The sequence below is a fragment of the Polynucleobacter sp. MG-28-Ekke-A2 genome, from assembly GCF_035012985.1.
Classification (GTDB): Bacteria; Pseudomonadota; Gammaproteobacteria; order Burkholderiales; family Burkholderiaceae; genus Polynucleobacter.
Genome location: NZ_JAYGQU010000003.1, coordinates 83,655 through 103,783 on the forward strand (window position 1 = coordinate 83,655; position 20,129 = coordinate 103,783).

General features: G+C 44.9%; 13 protein-coding genes and 1 tRNA gene. 13 read left to right on the forward strand and 1 reads right to left on the reverse strand.

All coding sequences use genetic code 11. The features are described 5' to 3' along the window. Positions 1-3: 3 nt before the first annotated feature. The 3 genes from lon (at position 4) to VC188_RS03485 (ending at position 4,209) form a co-directional block, all read left to right on the forward strand. Positions 4-2,436, forward strand: a complete 2,433-nt coding sequence (lon, locus tag VC188_RS03475) for an endopeptidase La (RefSeq protein ID WP_323483038.1) — start codon at positions 4-6, stop codon at positions 2,434-2,436. A gap of 106 nt (positions 2,437-2,542) precedes the next feature. Further along, positions 2,543-2,618, forward strand: a tRNA-Val gene (locus tag VC188_RS03480). A 127-nt stretch (positions 2,619-2,745) separates the two neighbouring features. Then, a complete protein-coding gene (locus VC188_RS03485) occupies positions 2,746-4,209 on the forward strand; it encodes a peptidylprolyl isomerase (protein WP_323483039.1) in 1,464 nt (487 codons plus the stop codon). A gap of 6 nt (positions 4,210-4,215) precedes the next feature. Here VC188_RS03485 and VC188_RS03490 read toward each other — a convergent pair whose 3' ends face one another. Beyond that, positions 4,216-4,833, reverse strand: coding sequence for an arylesterase (locus tag VC188_RS03490; protein ID WP_323483040.1), 618 nt, complete (start codon positions 4,831-4,833; stop codon positions 4,216-4,218). 56 nt (positions 4,834-4,889) lie between these two features. Between VC188_RS03490 and VC188_RS03495 the strand changes: the two genes are divergently transcribed. The 10 genes from VC188_RS03495 to VC188_RS03540 all read left to right on the forward strand — a co-directional run bounded on the left by VC188_RS03495 (position 4,890) and on the right by VC188_RS03540 (position 20,100). Further along, on the forward strand, positions 4,890-5,564 hold the full coding sequence (locus tag VC188_RS03495; protein WP_323483041.1) for an ABC transporter ATP-binding protein: 675 nt from the start codon (positions 4,890-4,892) through the stop codon (positions 5,562-5,564). A 21-nt stretch (positions 5,565-5,585) separates the two neighbouring features. Next, a complete protein-coding gene (gene purL, locus VC188_RS03500; RefSeq protein WP_323483042.1) occupies positions 5,586-9,623 on the forward strand; it encodes a phosphoribosylformylglycinamidine synthase in 4,038 nt (1,345 codons plus the stop codon). 4 nt (positions 9,624-9,627) lie between these two features. Further along, positions 9,628-10,398 carry a spermidine synthase gene (locus VC188_RS03505; RefSeq protein ID WP_323483043.1) on the forward strand — a complete coding sequence of 257 codons (771 nt, stop codon included), beginning with the start codon at positions 9,628-9,630 and terminating at the stop codon, positions 10,396-10,398. Between the two features lie 76 nt (positions 10,399-10,474). Further along, positions 10,475-12,490: a nucleoside-diphosphate sugar epimerase/dehydratase gene (locus tag VC188_RS03510; RefSeq protein ID WP_323483044.1), complete on the forward strand. Its 2,016-nt coding sequence runs from the start codon at positions 10,475-10,477 to the stop codon at positions 12,488-12,490. A gap of 147 nt (positions 12,491-12,637) precedes the next feature. Next, on the forward strand, positions 12,638-15,097 hold the full coding sequence (locus tag VC188_RS03515; protein WP_323483045.1) for a polysaccharide biosynthesis/export family protein: 2,460 nt from the start codon (positions 12,638-12,640) through the stop codon (positions 15,095-15,097). A gap of 28 nt (positions 15,098-15,125) precedes the next feature. Next, positions 15,126-16,082 (forward strand): Wzz/FepE/Etk N-terminal domain-containing protein, encoded by a 957-nt coding sequence (locus VC188_RS03520; protein WP_323483046.1) that lies wholly within the window; start codon positions 15,126-15,128, stop codon positions 16,080-16,082. Between the two features lie 94 nt (positions 16,083-16,176). Beyond that, positions 16,177-17,475, forward strand: coding sequence for a nucleotide sugar dehydrogenase (locus tag VC188_RS03525; protein ID WP_323483047.1), 1,299 nt, complete (start codon positions 16,177-16,179; stop codon positions 17,473-17,475). Between the two features lie 11 nt (positions 17,476-17,486). Continuing rightward, positions 17,487-18,437: a Gfo/Idh/MocA family oxidoreductase gene (locus tag VC188_RS03530; RefSeq protein ID WP_323483048.1), complete on the forward strand. Its 951-nt coding sequence runs from the start codon at positions 17,487-17,489 to the stop codon at positions 18,435-18,437. Continuing rightward, positions 18,437-19,018 carry an acyltransferase gene (locus VC188_RS03535; protein WP_323483049.1) on the forward strand — a complete coding sequence of 194 codons (582 nt, stop codon included), beginning with the start codon at positions 18,437-18,439 and terminating at the stop codon, positions 19,016-19,018. The genes VC188_RS03530 and VC188_RS03535 overlap by 1 nt, the downstream gene beginning before the upstream one ends. Beyond that, complete coding sequence (locus VC188_RS03540) at positions 19,003-20,100, forward strand: DegT/DnrJ/EryC1/StrS family aminotransferase (protein ID WP_416350485.1); 1,098 nt, start codon at positions 19,003-19,005, stop codon at positions 20,098-20,100. The genes VC188_RS03535 and VC188_RS03540 overlap by 16 nt, the downstream gene beginning before the upstream one ends. The last annotated feature ends 29 nt before the right edge of the window (positions 20,101-20,129 follow it).

Genomic DNA, 20,129 nt, shown 5'->3' on the forward strand with positions numbered 1-20,129 from the left:
CCCATGCCTGGCCACTTATTACTACCCTCTGAACCCATTCAACTACCTTTACTCCCTTTAAGGGATGTAGTTGTATTTCCTCATATGGTGATTCCACTATTCGTGGGTCGCCCCAAATCGATTAAAGCCCTCGAGGCTGCCATGGAAACTGGCAAAAATGTCCTATTAGTTGCTCAAAAGACGGCTGCTAAGGATGAGCCTGTTATTGAAGACCTTTATGAAGTGGGCTGTATCGCTAACATCCTGCAGATGCTTAAGCTGCCAGATGGCACTGTCAAGGTGCTGGTTGAAGGTGTGCAGCGTGCTGAAGTGAGTCAAATCGAAGATAGCCTTGGCTACTTCAATTGTGAAGCAACTCCAACAGCGATTAATGCAATTGATGCCCATGAAACGGAAGCATTGCGTCGCGCAATCATGGCGCAGTTTGATCAATACGTAAAACTCAATAAAAAAGTGCCGCAAGAAATTCTCTCTTCACTGGGCGGCATTGATGATCCAAGTCGATTGGCTGACACCATCTGCGCGCACTTGCCTGTAAAGCTTGAGCAAAAACAACGCTTACTGGAAATGACGGATGTTGTGCAGCGTTTAGAAAGCTTGCTTGCTGATCTTGAAAGTGAGATTGATATTCTGCAAGTAGAGAAGCGCATTCGTGGACGCGTGAAACGTCAGATGGAAAAGAGTCAACGCGAATACTACTTGAATGAGCAAGTAAAGGCAATTCAGAAAGAATTGGGTGAGGGTGAGGAGGGTGCTGATCTTGAGGAGCTCGAGAAGCGCATCAAGGCTGCACGCATGCCTAAGGAAGCGCTGAAGAAGGCGGAGTCAGAGCTTAAGAAGCTTAAGTTGATGTCGCCAATGTCGGCTGAAGCTACTGTCATTCGTAACTTTATTGATACGCTTGTGAATCTTCCTTGGAAGAAAAAGACCAAGATCAATAATGACCTCACCAATGCTGAAAAAGTATTGGATGAAGATCACTACGGTTTGGATAAAGTCAAAGAACGTATTTTGGAGTACCTCGCTGTTCAGCAACGTGTTGATCGCGTGAAAGCGCCAATCCTTTGTTTGGTTGGCCCTCCCGGTGTTGGTAAGACATCGCTAGGTCAATCTATTGCGCGCGCTACGAATAGAAAATTTGTGCGTATGGCTTTAGGTGGCGTTCGTGATGAATCTGAGATTCGCGGTCATCGTCGAACTTATATCGGCTCTATGCCTGGCAAAATTTTATCTAGCCTGACTAAGGTTGGTGTGCGAAATCCATTATTCCTATTGGATGAAGTGGACAAGATGGGCATGGATTTCCGCGGAGATCCTGCAAGTGCATTGCTTGAGGTTTTAGATCCAGAACAAAACCATACTTTCCAAGATCACTATGTAGAGGTTGATTTTGACCTATCCGATGTGATGTTCGTGGCAACCTCAAATTCTTTGAATATCCCAGGCCCACTATTGGATCGTCTTGAGATCATTCGTTTGGCTGGTTACACGGAAGATGAAAAAACTAGTATTGCCGTGAATTATTTGATTCCAAAGCAAATCAAAAACAACGGCTTGAAAAAAGACGAACTCAAGATTGAAGATAGTGCTGTACGCAACATGATTCGTTACTACACCCGCGAGGCAGGTGTCCGTTCTTTAGAGCGCGAAATCAGCAAGATCTGCCGCAAAGTGGTGAAGCTGTTGCTCTTAAAGAAAGAGGCTGCGCCTGTAGTTGTTAATGCAGATAACTTAGAGAAATTCCTCTCGGTGCGTATGTATGACTTTGGTTTGGCTGGTAAAGAAAATCAAGTGGGTCAGGTTACTGGCCTCGCGTGGACTGAAGTGGGCGGTGATTTGCTCACTATTGAAGCTGCTGTTATGCCTGGCAAGGGTGTCATTACACGTACTGGTTCTATTGGCGATGTGATGAAAGAGTCTGTTGAAGCGGCCCGTACCGTGGTTCGTTCAAGAGCAAAGCGTCTTGGTATTACTGATGAGGCTTTTGAGAAGAAGGATATTCATATTCACTTCCCCGATGGCGCAACTCCAAAGGATGGTCCTTCGGCAGGCATTGCGATCACAACTGCTTTGGTTTCTGTCTTTACTGGAATTCCAATTCGGTCAGACGTTGCTATGACTGGTGAAATCACATTGCGTGGCGAGGTGTTGCCGATTGGCGGATTAAAGGAAAAGCTCCTTGCCGCACATCGAGGTGGAATTAAGCTAGCTTTGATCCCGGAAGAAAACGTTAAGGATCTCATTGATATTCCAGATAACGTAAAGAATGCGATTGAGATTATTCCAGTACGCTGGATTGATAAGGTTTTGGAATTGGCGTTAGAGCGTATGCCTCAAGCATTGCCGGATCCTACGCCTGAAGAGCTTGCTAAAAAGGCTGCTGAAGCTAGCAAAGCAAGTGAAAAGGGTGCCTCCGCAGACGTGCTTAAGCACTGAAAATAGGGTGATTTTTCGCTAAATTCTCCTCTGTCAATGAGGTCGGTTTAGCGGAAAATCCACCCAAATTCCACGCTTAGGTTACAATCTCAGCTGTAATAATTTGGGGCGCTTAGCTCAGTTGGTAGAGCGTCTGCCTTACACGCAGAATGTCGGGAGTTCGAGCCTCTCAGCGCCCACCAAACTATTACCGCAATATTCTTTCTTAGCCTGCTCAGGCATTTCAATTCCAAGAAGCTCATCCTTCCTTCCCTTGGGACACTCCTAGTACACTCCTAGTATTCACATTTTTTACTAGCGACCTTTTTCATGTTTGATACCGTCCGTAAACACCAGAAAATTCTGCAACTGCTATTAATGCTTTTGATCGTTCCTTCATTTGCATTTTTTGGCATCTCAAGCTATTCGAGCTTTTTAGATAAAGAGACGGATCTTGTCAAAATCAATGGCAAACCGATTACCGCGCAAGAGGTGGACTCTGCTGCTAAACGCCAAGCGGAGCGTGTCGGTGGTAATGCGCAAATAGCGCAAAGCCTTCAATTTAGACAGGCAATCCTGAATGAGTTATTGCAGCAACGCATCCTTGGTTTTGCTGTTAGTGATTTACATTTGCAAGTTGGCAAAGAAGCGCTAGTGAAGAGTCTGCAAAATATTTCACAAATTCGTGCTTTATATAAGCAAGATGGAAGTTTTGATGACGCACGTTTTAAACAACTTTTGGCTAGCAATGGCTTAAACGAAGAGCAGTTTTATGCAAGCCAAGCTTTTGATCTCAAAATCAGTCAGCTTGTTAACTCAGTAGCCCGTACAGAAATCGGCAGCCCAAAATTATCTGAAATCGTTTCAACCTTATATGAGACTGAGCGTCAAGTTCAGGCCCTATCATTTGATGCGAAAGATTACTTATCTAAGGTAAACCCATCACAAGAAGAGCTTCAAGCTTTTTATAACGCAAACGCCAAACTCTTTGAAAGTCCAGAATACGTTGACGTTGAGTACATAGTTCTCAAGGCAGACCCAAGGGATGATGCTAAGGTATTTAGTGAAAAAGCCGATCAATTTGCAAATATGACCTATGACCAGTCGGATAGTCTTAAGCCGGCTGCTGATAAATTAAAACTTAGCGTGCAGACTCAAAAAGGTGTTACTCGCTCTGGTGCAACCGGTGTTGCAAAAGACCATCCGTTGGCCAATCCGAAGGTAGTGCAATCTTTATTTGGCGATGAAGCCGTTAAGAACAAACGCAATATTGAAGCCGTACAAACATCCCCGGGTATTTTTGTTTCTGCTCGAGTGGTGACTTTTCACCCAGCGCAAACTCTGCCTTATAAAGATGTTGCCTCAGAGGTTAAACGTCAGGTAAGTCAACGTATGGCTGAAAAGCTAGCTGTGTCTGCCGCAGCTGATCGTTTTGCTGCTTTGGAAAAAGATCCCAAAATCGCAGTAGGATTTGCTAGCCCAATTTGGGTGTCTCGTAACAAGCCAGGAAACTTAGTGGGTGGGGCGCTTGATGATGTGATGTCGGTTAATCCAGATAAATTCCCTGCGGTTGTTTCAGTTCAAAACCCAGGAGTCGGTACGATTTTGTATCGCGTTGATCAGGTACGTCAGCCTAGCGGTGTTGATGCCAAGGTGCACAAAGCACAAGCTCAGCAAATCCAAGCCTTAGCGGCCCAGTCTGAATTTGCGGGCTTTATGGCTTACTGGCGTGATGTCGCTGGAGTTAAAGTCATCAACCCCCTTAAGCCACCATCATCTGGCTCCGGTAGTTAACTAGAGTTATTTGCTCTTAAGTAGTGTTTGATATGGGGCCATTGCGCCCCATACGTTTTTAAAGAGAATGCTTTGTGCCTTCTCATTTGGATGCATACGATCTGCTTGAAATAAGTTGATATCAGCAGCTACACCCTTTAGAAAGAATGGAAGCAGTTCAACTTGTTCTTGACGAGCAAGTTTTGGATATAGCTCTTGAAATTGCTTGGTGTAATCCTGCCCATAATTGGGTGGAATTTGCATGCCAAATAATAGAACCTTTGCCCCTAAGACTTTGCTCAACTGAATCATCTTACGTAAATTTTTTTCCGACTCTTGTATTGAAAGTCCACGAAGAGCGTCATTTGCACCAAGTTCCAAAAGAACAATTCCAGGTTTCTTTTGCTCTAAGAGCTTTGGTAATCTAGCTAAGCCACCGGAACTTGTTTCCCCGCTAATGCTGGCATTAAAGACAGTCCAAGGGCTTGATTCTTTTTGGAGTTGGTCCTCAAGCATCCTTACCCAGCCGGCACCACGTGCCAATCCATATTCTGCAGAGAGGCTATCACCCATAACCAAAATAACAGGATTGGCCTGGGCTCGTGTGCCAAATGGAATAAGCAGGCAAAATAGCGTCAATGCCATTGATATGGTTATTGATTTTTTACCTAAGCCGTTCAACCAGTGCAATTGAATCATCTATGAGTATTCCGGAAAAAGTCCTCAGTGCGATACATCTAGGTAAACAAGTTTTATCTAGCGATGGATCATTAACTATTTTGCACGACATTAGCTTTGATGTCTGTGAGGGTGAGAGCGTTGCTATTACCGGAGCATCTGGATCTGGAAAAAGCACTTTACTTGGACTTTTGGCCGGACTCGATGCACCTACCAGTGGGCACGTTGAATTGGCCTCCCAAAATCTGAATCTATTGGATGAGGATGGCCGAGCCAAATTGCGGGGCCAAAAAGTGGGTTTTGTATTTCAATCTTTTCAGCTGCTTCCCCATCTCACTGCGCTAGAAAATGTCATGCTTCCAGCGGAACTAAATGGCCTAAAAATGGCCAAAGATAATGCCCTGGCTTGCCTTGAGCAAGTAGGTCTGAGTGAACGAGCCAATCATTTCCCCAAAACCCTCTCTGGTGGGGAGCAACAAAGGGTGGCTTTAGCCAGGGCCTTCATCATGAAGCCGGCCGTACTATTTGCGGATGAACCCACTGGCAGCCTTGACGAAGCAAGTGGAAACCGGGTTATTGAGCTCCTTTTTGAGCTAAATCGGGCTAATCATTCGACCCTGGTTTTGGTAACCCATGACCAAGCCTTGGCAGATCGATGTCAGCGGCAATTACACCTACAGGGCGGGAGATTGCTGTAGGCAAAACCTTATAATCTAGGGATGTCTTTTTTCCACTTTTTGCCCGGCGCCGATGCGCTTTCCCCCTTCCGCCAACAGCGTCTTTTAGCTACTTTGGCTGCCCAAGGGGTTGATCTTGAGTCTATTGAGGCTCAATACCTTCATTTGATTTGGTCCGAAAAAGAGCTTAGCTCTCAAAACCAAGAAATATTGGCCAGTCTTTTAACTTATGGCCAAGCTTTCAGCTCCAAAATAAATCCAGGTAAATCTTGGTTTGGAAAAGATAAAACAGAAGGTCAGGACGCTATTGTTATTCCCCGACTGGGAACAGTTTCTCCATGGGCAAGTAAAGCAACTGATATTGCCCGTCAATGCGGTTTAGATGTTTTACGACTTGAGCGCGGCGTTCAATTTGCTTGGAAGAGTAAAAAGACGCTCACTACAGAACAAAAGCAATTGGTTATCGCAGCAGTCCATGATCGAATGACTGAGACAGTAGTTGATTCAATTGATGCTGCAAATGCTTTATATCAAACACTAGACGATAGGCCGTTGGCGCGCATCCCAGTGATGACGGAAGGTAGATCTGCGCTGGACAAGGCTAATCAAGAATTGGGCCTTGCCTTATCTGATGATGAAGTGGCTTATCTAGCAGAAAGCTTTACACGCCTACAGCGCAATCCATCAGACGTAGAGCTGATTATGTTTGCCCAGGCTAATAGTGAACATTGCCGCCACAAGATTTTTAATTCAAGCTGGACTATTGATGGCGACGATCAAGAACGTTCATTGTTCGCCATGATTCGCAACACCCATCAATTGCAGCCAGCAGGCACGATTGTTGCGTACTCTGATAATTCTGCGGTAATGGTTGGATGGGAGGCTGAAACTTGGGTGCCTCAGGGCAATAATCATCGCTACGAAAAAGATACGCGCTTAGTCCACACCCTAATGAAGGTGGAAACGCATAACCATCCAACTGCGATTGCTCCATTTCCTGGTGCATCTACAGGCGCTGGCGGCGAGATTCGCGATGAAGGTGCAACTGGAGTTGGCGGTCGCCCTAAAGCGGGTCTTACGGGTTTCTCTGTTTCCAATCTCAATATTCCAGGAACCGATCTTCCTTGGGAGGCTGAGATATACGGCAAGCCTGAACGCATAGCTACACCATTGCAAATCATGATTGATGGCCCGCTGGGCGGCGCCGCTTTCAATAATGAATTCGGTAGACCAATTCTGGGTGGATATTTCCGCGTCTTTGAGCAAACCCTGGATGGAGTTCGTCGTGGTTATCACAAGCCCATCATGATCGCTGGCGGTATAGGTAGTATTGATTCGATCCACACTGAGAAAAAAGCAATTCAAGCAGGTCATCTATTAATTCAGCTAGGTGGCCCTGGCATGCGCATTGGTATGGGTGGTGCAACTGGTAGCTCTGTTGCAACCGGTACAAATACTGCTGATCTTGATTTTGATTCTGTGCAACGTGGCAACCCAGAAATGGAACGTCGTGCACAAGAAGTAATTAATGCCTGTCGTGCATTGGGTGAAAACAATCCAATTGTTTCTATTCATGATGTTGGTGCAGGTGGTTTATCAAATGCATTCCCTGAGCTAGCGGATGGCGCGGGCCTAGGTGCTGCCTTTAAACTTCGCAGCGTGCCACTCGAAGAAAGTGGAATGAGTCCTGCAGAGATTTGGTGTAATGAATCTCAAGAGCGTTATGTATTGGCAATCGACAAAAAAGATTTGGATCTCTTTAAGTCATTCTGTGAGCGTGAACGTTGTCCTTATGCCGTAGTAGGCGAAGCAACTGCAGAGCGTCAACTTCGATTGACTGATTCTAAGCAAGCTGCAACTACAGACGCAGCCCTGCCAATTGATATGCCAATGGAAGTATTGCTAGGCAAGCCTCCGAAGATGCATCGCAATGTCACCAGAGTGGCTCAAGAATTTAAAGAGCTTGATGTGACTGATGCCGAACTTGCGCAATCGATTGCTTGGGTTTTGCAACAACCAACTGTGGCAAGCAAATCATTCCTGATTACGATTGGCGACAGAACTGTTGGAGGGCTCAATGCTCGGGATCAGTTTGTTGGCCCATGGCAGGTCCCTGTAGCAGACTGTGCCGTCACGATGATGGATTACAAAGGTTATCGTGGTGAAGCCATGTCCATGGGTGAGAGAACCCCATTGGCAGTGATCGATGCGCCAGCGGCTGCACGTATGGCGGTAGGTGAGGCCATTACCAATCTATTGGCTGCTGATATTTTGAGTCTTGAGGCTGTAAAGCTTTCTGCAAACTGGATGGCGGCCTGTGGCGCCCCGGGTGAAGATGCGAAGTTGTATGACTCTGTAAAAGCGGTCGGCATGGAGTTATGTCCAGCACTTGGAATATCAATTCCAGTTGGAAAAGATTCATTGTCGATGTCTACTGCATGGCAAGATGGTTCTGAGGCCAAGAAAGTGGTTGCGCCAGTTTCATTAATCATTTCTGCTTTTGCAGCTGTGGAAGACGCCCGAAAAACACTAACGCCTCTTCTTCAGCTAAAAGATAAGAATGGATCGACACAAGAGACTGAACTGATCTTGATTGACTTGGGTCGCGGCAAAAATCGCATGGCTGGCAGCATCTTGGCTCAGGTGTTAGATCAGTCTGGCAAATCAGCGCCAGATCTGAATGATCCAGAAGACTTGAAAGCTTTGGCTGCTGCCATGATTGGGCTTCGTAAAGAAGATAAGTTATTGGCTTACCACGATCGCTCCGACGGAGGCTTACTAGCCTGCGTTTCTGAAATGGCCTTTGCGTCGCATTGCGGCATCTCCATAAATGTCGACATGATTGCTATGGATGCAGGACAAGAGCCCGATTATGGTGACGCTAAAAATTGGGCGCAGCAGATTTCTGGTCGACGTCATGAGCAAACCATGCGTGCTCTTTTCAATGAAGAGCTGGGCGCAGTGATTCAGGTTCGGAAGGCAGATCGCGATGCGGTATTTGCGGTGCTTAGAAAACTCAATTTAAGTGCCTGCAGTCATATTATTGGTAAGCCCAATACCAATGGCCGTATTGAGATCTGGCGTGATGCTAAGAATATTTTTGCAGAGCCGCGCGAAGTTCTGCAAAAAATGTGGACCAATACGAGTTATCAAATCGCACGCTTACGTGACAATCCCGATTGTGCTGATAGTGAATTTGCCCTCTTAGACAATATCTCCGATCCGGGTATGAGTCCGAAGCTCACATTTGATGCTGCAGAAGATATTGCTGCTCCATACATTGCTAAAAATGTACGACCTAAGGTTGCTATTTTGCGAGAGCAGGGAGTTAACTCCCATGTAGAAATGGCTTACTCAGTCAATTGGGCTGGCTTTGATAGTTATGACGTTCATATGTCTGATCTTCTCAGTGGCAAAGCCAAATTAGATGACTTCAGAGGTTTGATTGCCTGCGGCGGTTTTAGTTATGGTGATGTCTTAGGCGCCGGAGAAGGCTGGGCTAAAACCATTCTGTTTAATCAACAACTTCGCGATCAATTTTCTGCATTTTTTAACCGCCAAGATAGTTTTGCATTGGGTGTTTGTAACGGCTGTCAAATGATGAGCAATCTCTCCGGAATTATTCCCGGTGCAGAAGCTTGGCCTAAATTTACCCGTAACCAATCGGAGCAGTATGAAGCGCGTTTAGTCATGGCTGAAGTAATGGCTTCACCCTCCATCTTTACCCAAGGTATGGAATGCAGTCAGATACCGATTGCGATCGCGCACGGTGAAGGATATGCCAACTTTAGTCAACAAGGTAATTTGGAGCAGATTCAAAAGCAGGGCTTAGCTGCATTCCGCTTTGTAGATCATCAAGGGATTCCTACAGAAACCTATCCGATGAATCCCAATGGTTCTCCGGGTGGTTTAACTGGCGTTACTACACCAGATGGTCGCTTTATGGTGATGATGCCCCATCCAGAGCGGGTGTTTAGGGCGGCGCAGATGAGTTGGTGTCCACCAGAATGGCTAGATACCCCAGACGGCGCCAGCCCTTGGTTACGCTTATTCCGCAACGCACGACGTTGGGTTAATTAACATCATGCTGGATCAAGGGATGGAGCCAGTGACGTTTTCTGAGAGTGGGGGAGTGCGTTACCTTCATTTTGGAACGGAGTTAATTCAGGGCGCTATGCGTTTGCGTGACCCCGATGAGATCTATCTCGAGTACAACCAGCAGATGATGGTGTGGCTTCTTTTTCTGGAAACTAAACCTGGAATGAAGGTGGCTCAACTTGGTCTTGGTACGGGAGCATTAACGAAATTTCAGCATCGGTACTGCCCAGCAGTCAAGACCACGGTAGTGGAATTAAATCCTGCAGTGATTGTTTCGGCGAGAAGTATGTTCTTTACCCCGGATGATGATCGCAGGCTGGAGACTTTACAAACTGACGCTAAGCTTTTTGTGCAAAATAAAAAGTATGCCGAACAGTTTGATGCGGTACAGGTGGATTTATATGATGCCATTTGCGATGGCCCTGCAGCGAGCTCGTTGGATTTCTATAAGGGATGCTTCAGTATCCTCAAAGGACCAGGGGTGATGACGGTTAATTTGTTCTCACGCCATAAAAGCTTCAATCTGAATCTGACAAATATTTGCGAAGCATTTAACAATCGAGTGCTGCTATTTCCTGAATCCCATGATTGCAATGTAGTAGCCATCGCCTTTAAAGGGCCCATGCTCGATGTGGAATGGAGAGAGGTCTCTGCGCGTGCCAAGCTCATCATGGAAAAGACTGGATTACCCACGAATACGTGGACATCTAGATTAAACCGTGAAAATGCCCATCAAGAACTAAAACTCCATATATAGTCATAATGCACCATTATGGGGATAACCCTATTAGCTCAAGAGCCTATTTATTGGTACTAAAGCTTATAATGAACCCATGAAAAATGTGGATTTTGACTCAAGAACTCAAGACCCCATGAATGGTTTGCGCAATAAGGCCATTGCTTTACCAAGGTCTATCAAGCGTATCTCAGTATTAGGTCTAGACGCATTATTCTGCGTTTTATCCGTTTACCTCACTATTTCACTGAGATTTGAAGAGTTTCAAAGCTTAAGCCCTCTGGTACTAACGACCATGGCAATCTCCGTTGGGATAGCTCTCCCCATCTTTATTACGCACGGTTTGTATCGGGCTATTTTTCGGTATTCAGGCGGTATTGCTACTTGGACGATTATTAGGGCGGTTTTTATCTATGGCGTGGTCTTTTTTTCAGCCATCCTGTCGCTCCCCAATTTAGTCTCAATATATATTCCTCGTTCTGTAGGCCTCAGTCAGCCATTATTATTATTTATTCTGATTGGCGCTTCACGTGCCTTTGCAAATTATTGGCTTGGCGATGCTTATCGACAACTCCTTTCTCGCAAGAGAACTGCTTTCACTAGAGTGCTAATTTATGGAGCCGGTTCAGCAGGACGTCAACTAGCGCAGGATATACGGTCTAAAAGTAATCTCAAAGTGGTTGGATTCATAGACTCAGATGAGCATCGACGCGGCGTTGTGGGGTCGCAAATTGACGGTATTGAGATCCACTCTCTTGAAAATTTACGCCAATTAATTATTGCATTAAGGGCGGAGGAAATTTGGTTAGCCATTCCCTCCGTCAGCAAATCACGCCGCAGAGAAATTATTAATTCCTTACTAGGTTTTAATGTCGCCATACGAACATTGCCAACGATTGATGAGTTGGCCAGTGGTCAGGTCTCAATCTCTGATGTGCGTCAATTGGATATTGATGATTTGCTAAATAGGGAGGTGGTACCACCTCACCCTTTGTTGCTCTCATCGGGTATCCATGGGAAAGCTGTATTAATTACCGGAGCATCTGGTTCTATTGGTTCTGAGCTAGCTCGTCAGGCTTTGGCTGAGCTTCCTGCCACTCTCATTTTATTGGAACGCAATGAGTATGGTTTGTACTTTCTCCATCAAGAGTTGCTGAGCAAAAAGCTTGCTCTCGGAGATGCTGGAAGTGCTATTAATATCATTCCTATTTTAGGCTCCATTACAGACCGACAGATTTTGCTGGAACTTTTTAAGACCTACTCAATTGATATTGTTTATCATGCCGCTGCGTATAAACATGTACCTCTCGTTGAGCAAAATATGAAAGAGGGCATTCGAAACAATGTTTTTGGTACTTTAGCTCTAGTACAGCTTGCAGCCAAGTACAAGGTTCCGCGATTTATTTTGGTAAGTACCGATAAAGCAGTGCGACCCACCAACATCATGGGTGCAAGTAAACGTCTTTGCGAAATGATTCTTCAAGCCTTTGCGCAAGCGCAGACACAAAAGCAAACGCAGACAAAAACCATCTTTTCGATGGTGCGCTTTGGTAATGTTTTAGGCTCTTCTGGATCAGTAGTTCCGCTTTTTAGAAAGCAAATAATGGACGGTGGTCCGCTGACGGTCACTCATCCAAAGGTAACCCGTTATTTCATGAGTGTCACCGAAGCGGCGCAGTTGGTCATTCAGGCAGGCGCCATGGCCCAAGGTGGTGATGTCTATCTGCTGGATATGGGTAAACCGGTGAAGATTGTCGATTTAGCTAAGCGCATGGTGGAACTCTCCGGCTTGCAACTGAAATCTACAGATAAGCCATACGGGGATATAGAGATAATCTTTACAGGATTGCGCCCTGGTGAAAAGCTCTACGAAGAGCTCCTCATTGGCGATAATCCTAAATCCTCATCTCATCCTAGAATCTTTAAGGCTCATGATGACTTCTTGCCTTGGCAGGACCTAGAAGAGCAATTGGGTTTATTGCATAACTTACTAGATCAAGGCGATATTGTCGCGATTCGCCAACTTTTACATACTTTGGTCTCTGGCTACATCCCTGATCAGAAGATTGTGGACTGGAGCTATGAGTACTCGGGCGAGAGTGGGGGGGGGTAAATTGAACTAAAAACCCCTTATAATCAAGCGGTAAGCTATGGTTTAGGGTTTTTAGTATTCCTCTAGCGTAGGCATCGCTCCTACCTGGCCCCTTGATCTGAATTGAGTTTTGAAACCACTATTTAAATATTAGGTGCCTTTTTGCATATGTTTTTTCCCCAATCTTTAATGCGCTTGTTTTTTATTGCTTTAACCGTTTTAGGCTTAGGAGTGTCTGCCGCTAATGCCCAATCAGTTGATGCTTCCTCTGCCGTTCCTGCTGGAACTTCAGTTACCTTGCCGCCCGGCGTTCAACTCCCACCAGGAATTCAGATTCCTCCTGGCATTACCATTAATCAAAGCGGACAGAGCTCTGGTGGATTTAGGCCGGCTAGTCCCGGCATGACTGCATCGGGCTCAAGCAATCAAGGCACTCAAAATTCGTCAAATGCGGGCTCAAACTCTGGCAACGGCAACAATCAAAACAGCAATGCTCAAAGCAATAACCAAAATAGCAATCAGAATAACAATCAAAATAGTAATACCCAAAATTCAAATGGACTTACCAACCAGGCGACCTCGAATACGCCCACCCCAAATGCGTTTCAAAATTTCTTATTTCAAATTACTGGTAAATCAGTCCCTGTTTATGGCGCAGATTTATTTAGCCGCTCCAACCCCTTTGCAGCATTAGAGTCTGTTCCTGTACCCGCTAATTATGTTTTAGCTCCCGGAGACCAAATTAGCGTCAAGATCTACAGTCCTGCACTCGATATTGATCAGGGATATACGATTAATAAAGATGGCACCATCACGTTGCCAAAGATTGGGCCGGTTCCTTTGGCCGGCACTAAAGCTGGCGAGCTTGAGGCTACATTAAAAAATTATCTCGGTCGTATTTTGACTAACTTCAATGTGTATGCCACAGTAGGCCAGCTAAAGGGCATTGAAATCTATGTAGTGGGTCAAACTAGTACGCCGGGCAAATATATTGTTAGTAGTGTCAGCACTTTAATTAATGCTTTATTTGCTACTGGTGGACCAACATCTAACGGTAGCATGCGCAATATTCAGTTAGTGCGTCAGGGCAAAGTAGTTGGTGTGGTCGACCTTTATCAATTTCTACTTCATGGTGATAGTTCGCGAGACCTCGTTCTGCAGGCTGGAGATGTTATTAAAATTCCTCCGGTTGGCCCACAAGTGGCGCTGTTGGGATCTATCCCAAACCCGGCGATTTACGAGCTAAGCCCAGGTGAAACTAGCAACTCATTAGAGTCGGTAATTCGCTACGCTGGTAATACCTCAGTTTTCACTAGTCCGTTACAAGTATCTATTGAGCGTATTGATCCTGATAAGTTAAAGCCACTCTCTGCAATGGCAATATCTCTTAATAGAGAAGGCTTACAAACCAGATTAAAAGCAGGTGACATTGTTACTTTCTTGCCAATCAAGCCCGCATTTGAGAATGCCATTTCCTTAAGATTGTTGGGAGCCCCATCAGTACGTCTGCCGATTAAACCGGGTACTACGGTTCATGATTTGCTTCCTAATAAAGAGGCATTGCTGACTAATCTCTATTTCATGAGACGTTTTACCCCTCCAGCATCTGGCGCCGGAACAAGTGATGATCTGGCTCGCATCCGGGATAGCGCACGTTTAGATCAAATTAACTGGGACTTTGCGCTTTTAGAGCGTATTGATCAAAAGGATTTAAGCCCTCAAGTCATTAGCTTTAATCTTGCTGAGGCAATTAACCCGACCTCTCAAAATCAAAACGTGAGTTTGCAGCCTGGCGACATTATTACTATTTTCAGTCAAAAAGACATTCAAGTCTCAGCAGAAAAGCAGGTGAGAGTTGTAAGGGTGCAAGGTGAAGTAAAGGCTCCTGGTATCTATCAAATTAGAGGCGATGAGACTTTGCCGGATGTTATTGCCAAGGCTGGCGGAACCACTCGAAGCGCTTATGTTTATGGAACTATTCTCAGTAGAAATTCTGTAAGAGAGCAGCAGCAAAAGAATCTGGATAAAGTAATTCAGAATATGCAAAACCAGCTGCAGTACGCATCTCTTAACGCGATGTCCGCCACAACTACATCGCAGGATATAGCAACGCAACAGGCAATGGCTGCGATGAATCAACAAAATTTATCCCAAAAAATCGCCCAACTAAAGCAGATGAACCCTAATGGTCGCATTGCTTTGGAAATGAATCCTAAAGATCCAGAGTATCCAGAAATTGCCCTTGAGGATGGGGATGAGATATCTATCCCTCGTGAGCCTTCAAGCGTAGGTATTTATGGCGCTGTCTATAACGAATCCGCCATGCTCTACAAACCCGGTAAAGTGGTCTCCGATTACTTGGGGTCTGCTGGTCCAACCCCAACTGCTGAAACTGCGTGGACATTTGTGCTGACGGCTGACGGCTCAGTAAGGGCTCCAGACCTATCGGGTTGGTTTAATACCAATAGTGTTTCTGGCTACCCCCTCATGCCAGGTGATGCCATTGTTGTACCGGAAAGAATTGTTCGACAAACGGCGTGGAGTACGTTTACTCAAGGCCTCAAGGATTGGACTACCATTTTGTTTAATATTGGATTGGGTGCAGCGGCAATCAATGTCTTGAAATAAGACTAGAAAACTTGCGATCGAACATCATATGACACCTAATCAATCAGGCCAGCAAAACAGTCCCAACGAACCGTGGGATGATGAGGATGAAATCTCCCTCTTAGATCTTGCTTTAACGATTGCCCAAAACCTCAAGCTCTTGGTTTTTGGCTCTTTGGGTGCCGGCATTCTTGCCCTAGTGATTGCGGTCATTTGGCCGAACATCTATACAGGGAAGGCATCTATCTTGCCCCCTGATCAAAGTAATGCACTTTCTGCTGGGGGTCTTTTAGCAGGAGCATTGGGTGGTCTAGGTGGTGTAGCAGGTGATTTGGCGGGTCTCAAAGATCCCGGTCAAAGATATATTGCATATCTCAAAAGCGATGAGTTTCGCAACATCATCATTAAAAAATATGATCTACAAAAATATTACGATAAAGACACCCTTTTTTATACGCGCAAAAAACTAGACCGCAATGTCGACATCAGTTCAGATAAACAATCGGGCTTAATCACGATTGAAGTTGATGGCTATGATGCTAAATTTGCAGCTGAGCTTGCAAATGGCTTTGTCACAGAGCTTAGAATATTTACAGGTAAGCTCGATTTACAAGAGGCGCAAAATCGCAGAATCTTTTTGGAAGAGCAAATTAAGGATATCTCCAGCAGAACTTTCCAGGATCCCTATAGCCAGCAACAAATTATTAGTGGTTTGATCCAGCAGTTAGAGATGGCCAAAGTAGACGAGGGCAGAGTTGGCCCAACCTTTACCCAAATTGATTTTGCATCTACCCCTGAAATCAAATCTAAGCCCAAGCGCGCGCTCATTGCGATTTTGACCACGCTAGCTACCGGTTTTTTACTCCTCATTTTTGTCTTCGTGCGCCAAGCCCTAAGAAATGCTGAGGCTGATCCCGAAGCGAAAGACAAGATGGCGCAAATCAAATCTTTGTTTAAAGCCTTCTGGGGTACCGTCAAAAATTGGCGCAAGTGGCGCTTAAGATAGTAATGCGTAGTCAAAGCAAAATGCGAGAACGGGTATTAGCAAGCAACAATCTTTTGTTATTAAATGTTTAAAGTAGTTAAGCAAAGAACCTTACGTGAATCTGGATCAAAAAACCATTGCTGTCATTGGCCTAGGCTATGTAGGATTGCCCTTGGCTGTGGAGTTTGGTAAGCAATTTTCCGTGATTGGCTTTGACGTTAATAAGAGCCGTATTGAGGAGTTGCAATCAGGCGTTGATCGCACCTTAGAGGTAGCTCCAGCTGAGCTCTCCTTGGCAAGTAAATTGAATTACTCCAGTGATGCGAAAGATTTATCAGGGGCCCAGATTTTTATTGTGACGGTGCCCACCCCAATTGATGGTGCGAATCGTCCTGACTTAACGCCGCTTATTAAAGCAAGCCATACAGTGGGTAAGGCCTTGAAAAAGGGAGACATCGTCATTTATGAATCGACCGTCTACCCAGGTTGCACTGAAGAGGTTTGTGTTCCCGTTTTAGAGCAGGCATCAAACCTCCAATTCAATGTCGATTTTTTCTGTGGTTATAGCCCAGAGCGTATTAACCCAGGCGATAAGGTCAATACCTTAACCAAGATTAAAAAAATCACCAGTGGCTCAAACCCAGCGATTGCCAAAGAAGTTGATGATTTATATGCGAGCATCATCACGGCCGGCACTTACCCTGCTACGAGCATGAAGGTCGCTGAGGCGGCTAAGGTAATTGAAAATAGCCAGCGCGATTTAAACATTGCCTTTGTGAATGAGCTCTCGGTGATTTTTGAAAGATTAGACATTGATACGATCCAGGTCCTAGAGGCTGCCGGTAGTAAATGGAATTTTTTACCGTTTCGCCCAGGCATGGTAGGGGGGCATTGCATCGGAGTTGATCCTTATTACCTTACGCACAAAGCAGAAGAGGTGGGTTATCACCCGCAGGTGATTTTAGCGGGCCGACGAATTAATGACAATATGGGGCGCTACGCCGCGCGCAATGTCATTAAACGCATGGTCAAAAATGGCATCGATATTACTAAAGCGACCGTTGGAGTAATGGGGGTCACCTTTAAAGAAAATTGTCCCGATATTCGTAATAGCAAGGTCATTGATCTAATCGAAGAGTTACGTAGCTGGAATATTAATGTAGTCGTGACCGATCCCTGGGCCGATCCTATAGAAGTAGCCCGAGAGTACGGCTTTGATTTGCAAGTAATTGATGAAAATTACCCAGTAGATTCGCTGATTGTAGCCGTCGGTCACCAGGAGTTTCGCTCTCTTGATGGCAATACTTTAAAGAAATATTGTCGCTGGGATTTGCAACCGGTGTTTGGGGATCTGAAGGCGCTCTACGACGCTAAAGATTTGACTGATGCTGGCTTTACGGTATTTAGATTATGATGGCAACAAATATGAAGAAAAATTTTGCTCTGATTGGCGCTGCAGGCTACATTGCCCCAAGGCATCTGCGCGCCATTAAAGACGCGGACTCCAACCTAAGTGTGGCCTTCGATATCAACGATTCCGTGGGAATCATGGACAGCATCTTCCCTCAAAGTGAGTTTTTTACCGAGTTTGAGCGTTTTTATGATTTTGCGCATCAATTAAAGCGCGCTCCAGAATCTGCTCTAGATTATGTTTCAATCTGTACGCCCAATTATTTACATCATTCCCATATCACTGCAGGGCTAAGATTAGGGGCTGATGTGATTTGTGAAAAGCCACTAGTTCCTTCGCCTGAATTGCTGCATGATCTTTTATTGGTCGAAAACGAAACCGGTAAAAAAGTATTTACTATTTTGCAGCTTCGGCATCATGCGGCTATTTTGGCATTACGTGACAAAGTGGCTAAAGCGCCTAAAGATACCAAGTTCGATGTGGAGCTAACCTACATAACTTCTCGCGGTAAGTGGTATGCCGAGAGTTGGAAAGGTGATGATCGAAAATCCTTTGGTGTTGCAACAAACATTGGAGTGCACTTTTATGACATGCTCCATTTTATTTTCGGTAGTTTGCAAGAAAATAAAGTGCACTATGCGGGCCTCAATAAGGCGGCGGGATATCTTGAGTATGAGCATGCCAGGGTGCGCTGGTTTTTATCCATTGATGCGAATGATTTACCGGATGAAGTCAAAGGTAAAAAAACGACTTATCGTAATATTGATATTAGTGGCGAGCAGTTAGAGTTTTCCGAAGGCTTTACGGATTTACATACCGTAAGCTATCAAGAAATTTTGGCGGGTCGGGGTTATGGTCTAGAAGATGCAAGGCATGCGGTCGAAACAGTCAACGTGATTCGCACAGCTTCGCTCTCACCGATTGGAGTTGATGTACATCCCTTTGTAAAAAGGCTAGTGAAATAATGAACTACACCGTTCATGACACTGCCATCGTCGATCAAGGTGCTCAAATCGGTGAGGGAACCCGTGTTTGGCATTGGGCTCATATCTGCGCGGGTGCAAAGATTGGAGAGCATTGTTCCTTTGGGCAAAATGTCTTTGTGGGTAATGATGTGGTTATTGGCAATAACGTCAAAGTACAGAATAATGTGAGCGTCTATGATGCTGTCACTATTGAAGATGATGTCTTTTGTGGACCTAGCATGGTGTTTACCAATGTCTACAATCCCCGCAGCGCTGTCACGCGAAAAGATGAGTATCGCCACACTCTTGTAAAAAAAGGTGCAACGATCGGAGCGAATGCCACCATCGTTTGTGGAGTAACGATTGGGCAATATGCTTTTATTGCCGCAGGCGCCGTCATTAATAAAGATGTGAAGCCTTATGCCCTCATGGTAGGGGTACCAGCAAAGCAGATCGGCTGGATGAGTGAGTATGGTGAAAGATTGAATCTTCCTTTAATCGGAAATGCCCACTGCATTTGCACTGCTACTGGTGATAAATATGAGTTGCTAGATGGGGAGTTGACATGTCATCACCACTAATCCCCTTCATTGACCTCAAGGCGCAATATGAAGCGCTAAAACCCCAGATACAAGAACGTATTAATCGCGTTTTGGAGCATGGTCAGTACATCATGGGACCAGAAGTGCGCGAGCTAGAGGAAAGGCTTGAGCAATATACCGGCGCCAAGCATTGCATCACAGTTGCTAGTGGAACCGAGGCTCTGTTAATTAGTCTACTGGCTTTAGGAATTCAGCCTGGAGATGAGGTGATTACAACTCCCTTTACCTTCGCTGCAACTGCGGAGGTAATAGTGCTTCTGGGAGCAATACCAGTTTTTGTAGATATAGAGCCAGATACTTGCAATATCAATGCATCTCTGATTGAAGAAAAAATAACGGATAAAACAAAGGCGATTATGCCTGTGAGTCTGTTCGGGCAACCCTGCGATATGGATGAAATTAATACCATTGCAGCACGACATGGAAATATCCCAGTTATTGAGGATGGCGCTCAAAGTTTTGGATCAACTTATAAGGGAAAAAAAAGTGGGAATCTCTCTACAATAGGGTGCACCAGTTTTTTCCCAAGTAAACCATTGGGTTGTTATGGGGATGGGGGGGCAATTTTTACGAGTGATGATGCCATTGCGAAAGCCTGTCGTGAAATTAGAGTTCATGGACAAAGTGAGCGCTATGTTCATGCAAGGGTAGGGGTGGGTGGACGCATGGATACCTTGCAGTGCGCAATACTTTTGGCAAAATTAGAGAGATTTGAATATGAGATTGAGCAACGAATAAAGATTGGTAAAAAATATAATGAATTGTTTCTTGGGAAACTAAAAACTGTTAAACAGCAAGAAGATAGAACTAGTGTTTTTGCTCAATATTCGGTTTTTCTAGAAAATAGAAGCCAATTTCAAAGTGATCTGTTAAAAAAGAATATACCAACAGCCATTCACTATCCAACCCCCATACATTTACAGCCGGCTTATCGGGATTTATGCTGTCCTCAATGTTGTCCTGAAGCAGTTAATGTCTCAAAAAAGATTATTAGCATTCCAATGCATCCTGAGTTAAAAATCGACCAACAAAAATTAGTAGTTAATTTTTTATGCATTTAAATACCAAAAATTTTTTTTTAAAGTGTGTA

Excerpts from the sequence above, each read along its gene's own strand:
- VC188_RS03490 (WP_323483040.1), bottom strand. The coding sequence starts at position 4,833 with ATGGCATTGACGCTATTTTGCCTGCTTATTCCATTTGGCACACGAGCC.
- VC188_RS03535 (WP_323483049.1), top strand. The coding sequence starts at position 18,437 with ATGAACTACACCGTTCATGACACTGCCATCGTCGATCAAGGTGCTCAA.
- purL (WP_323483042.1), top strand. The coding sequence starts at position 5,586 with ATGTCTTTTTTCCACTTTTTGCCCGGCGCCGATGCGCTTTCCCCCTTC.
- lon (WP_323483038.1), top strand. The coding sequence starts at position 4 with ATGCCTGGCCACTTATTACTACCCTCTGAACCCATTCAACTACCTTTA.
- VC188_RS03505 (WP_323483043.1), top strand. The coding sequence starts at position 9,628 with ATGCTGGATCAAGGGATGGAGCCAGTGACGTTTTCTGAGAGTGGGGGA.
- VC188_RS03485 (WP_323483039.1), top strand. The coding sequence starts at position 2,746 with ATGTTTGATACCGTCCGTAAACACCAGAAAATTCTGCAACTGCTATTA.
- VC188_RS03515 (WP_323483045.1), top strand. The coding sequence starts at position 12,638 with ATGTTTTTTCCCCAATCTTTAATGCGCTTGTTTTTTATTGCTTTAACC.
- VC188_RS03495 (WP_323483041.1), top strand. The coding sequence starts at position 4,890 with ATGAGTATTCCGGAAAAAGTCCTCAGTGCGATACATCTAGGTAAACAA.
- VC188_RS03510 (WP_323483044.1), top strand. The coding sequence starts at position 10,475 with ATGAAAAATGTGGATTTTGACTCAAGAACTCAAGACCCCATGAATGGT.
- VC188_RS03540 (WP_416350485.1), top strand. The coding sequence starts at position 19,003 with ATGTCATCACCACTAATCCCCTTCATTGACCTCAAGGCGCAATATGAA.
- VC188_RS03530 (WP_323483048.1), top strand. The coding sequence starts at position 17,487 with ATGAAGAAAAATTTTGCTCTGATTGGCGCTGCAGGCTACATTGCCCCA.
- VC188_RS03520 (WP_323483046.1), top strand. The coding sequence starts at position 15,126 with ATGACACCTAATCAATCAGGCCAGCAAAACAGTCCCAACGAACCGTGG.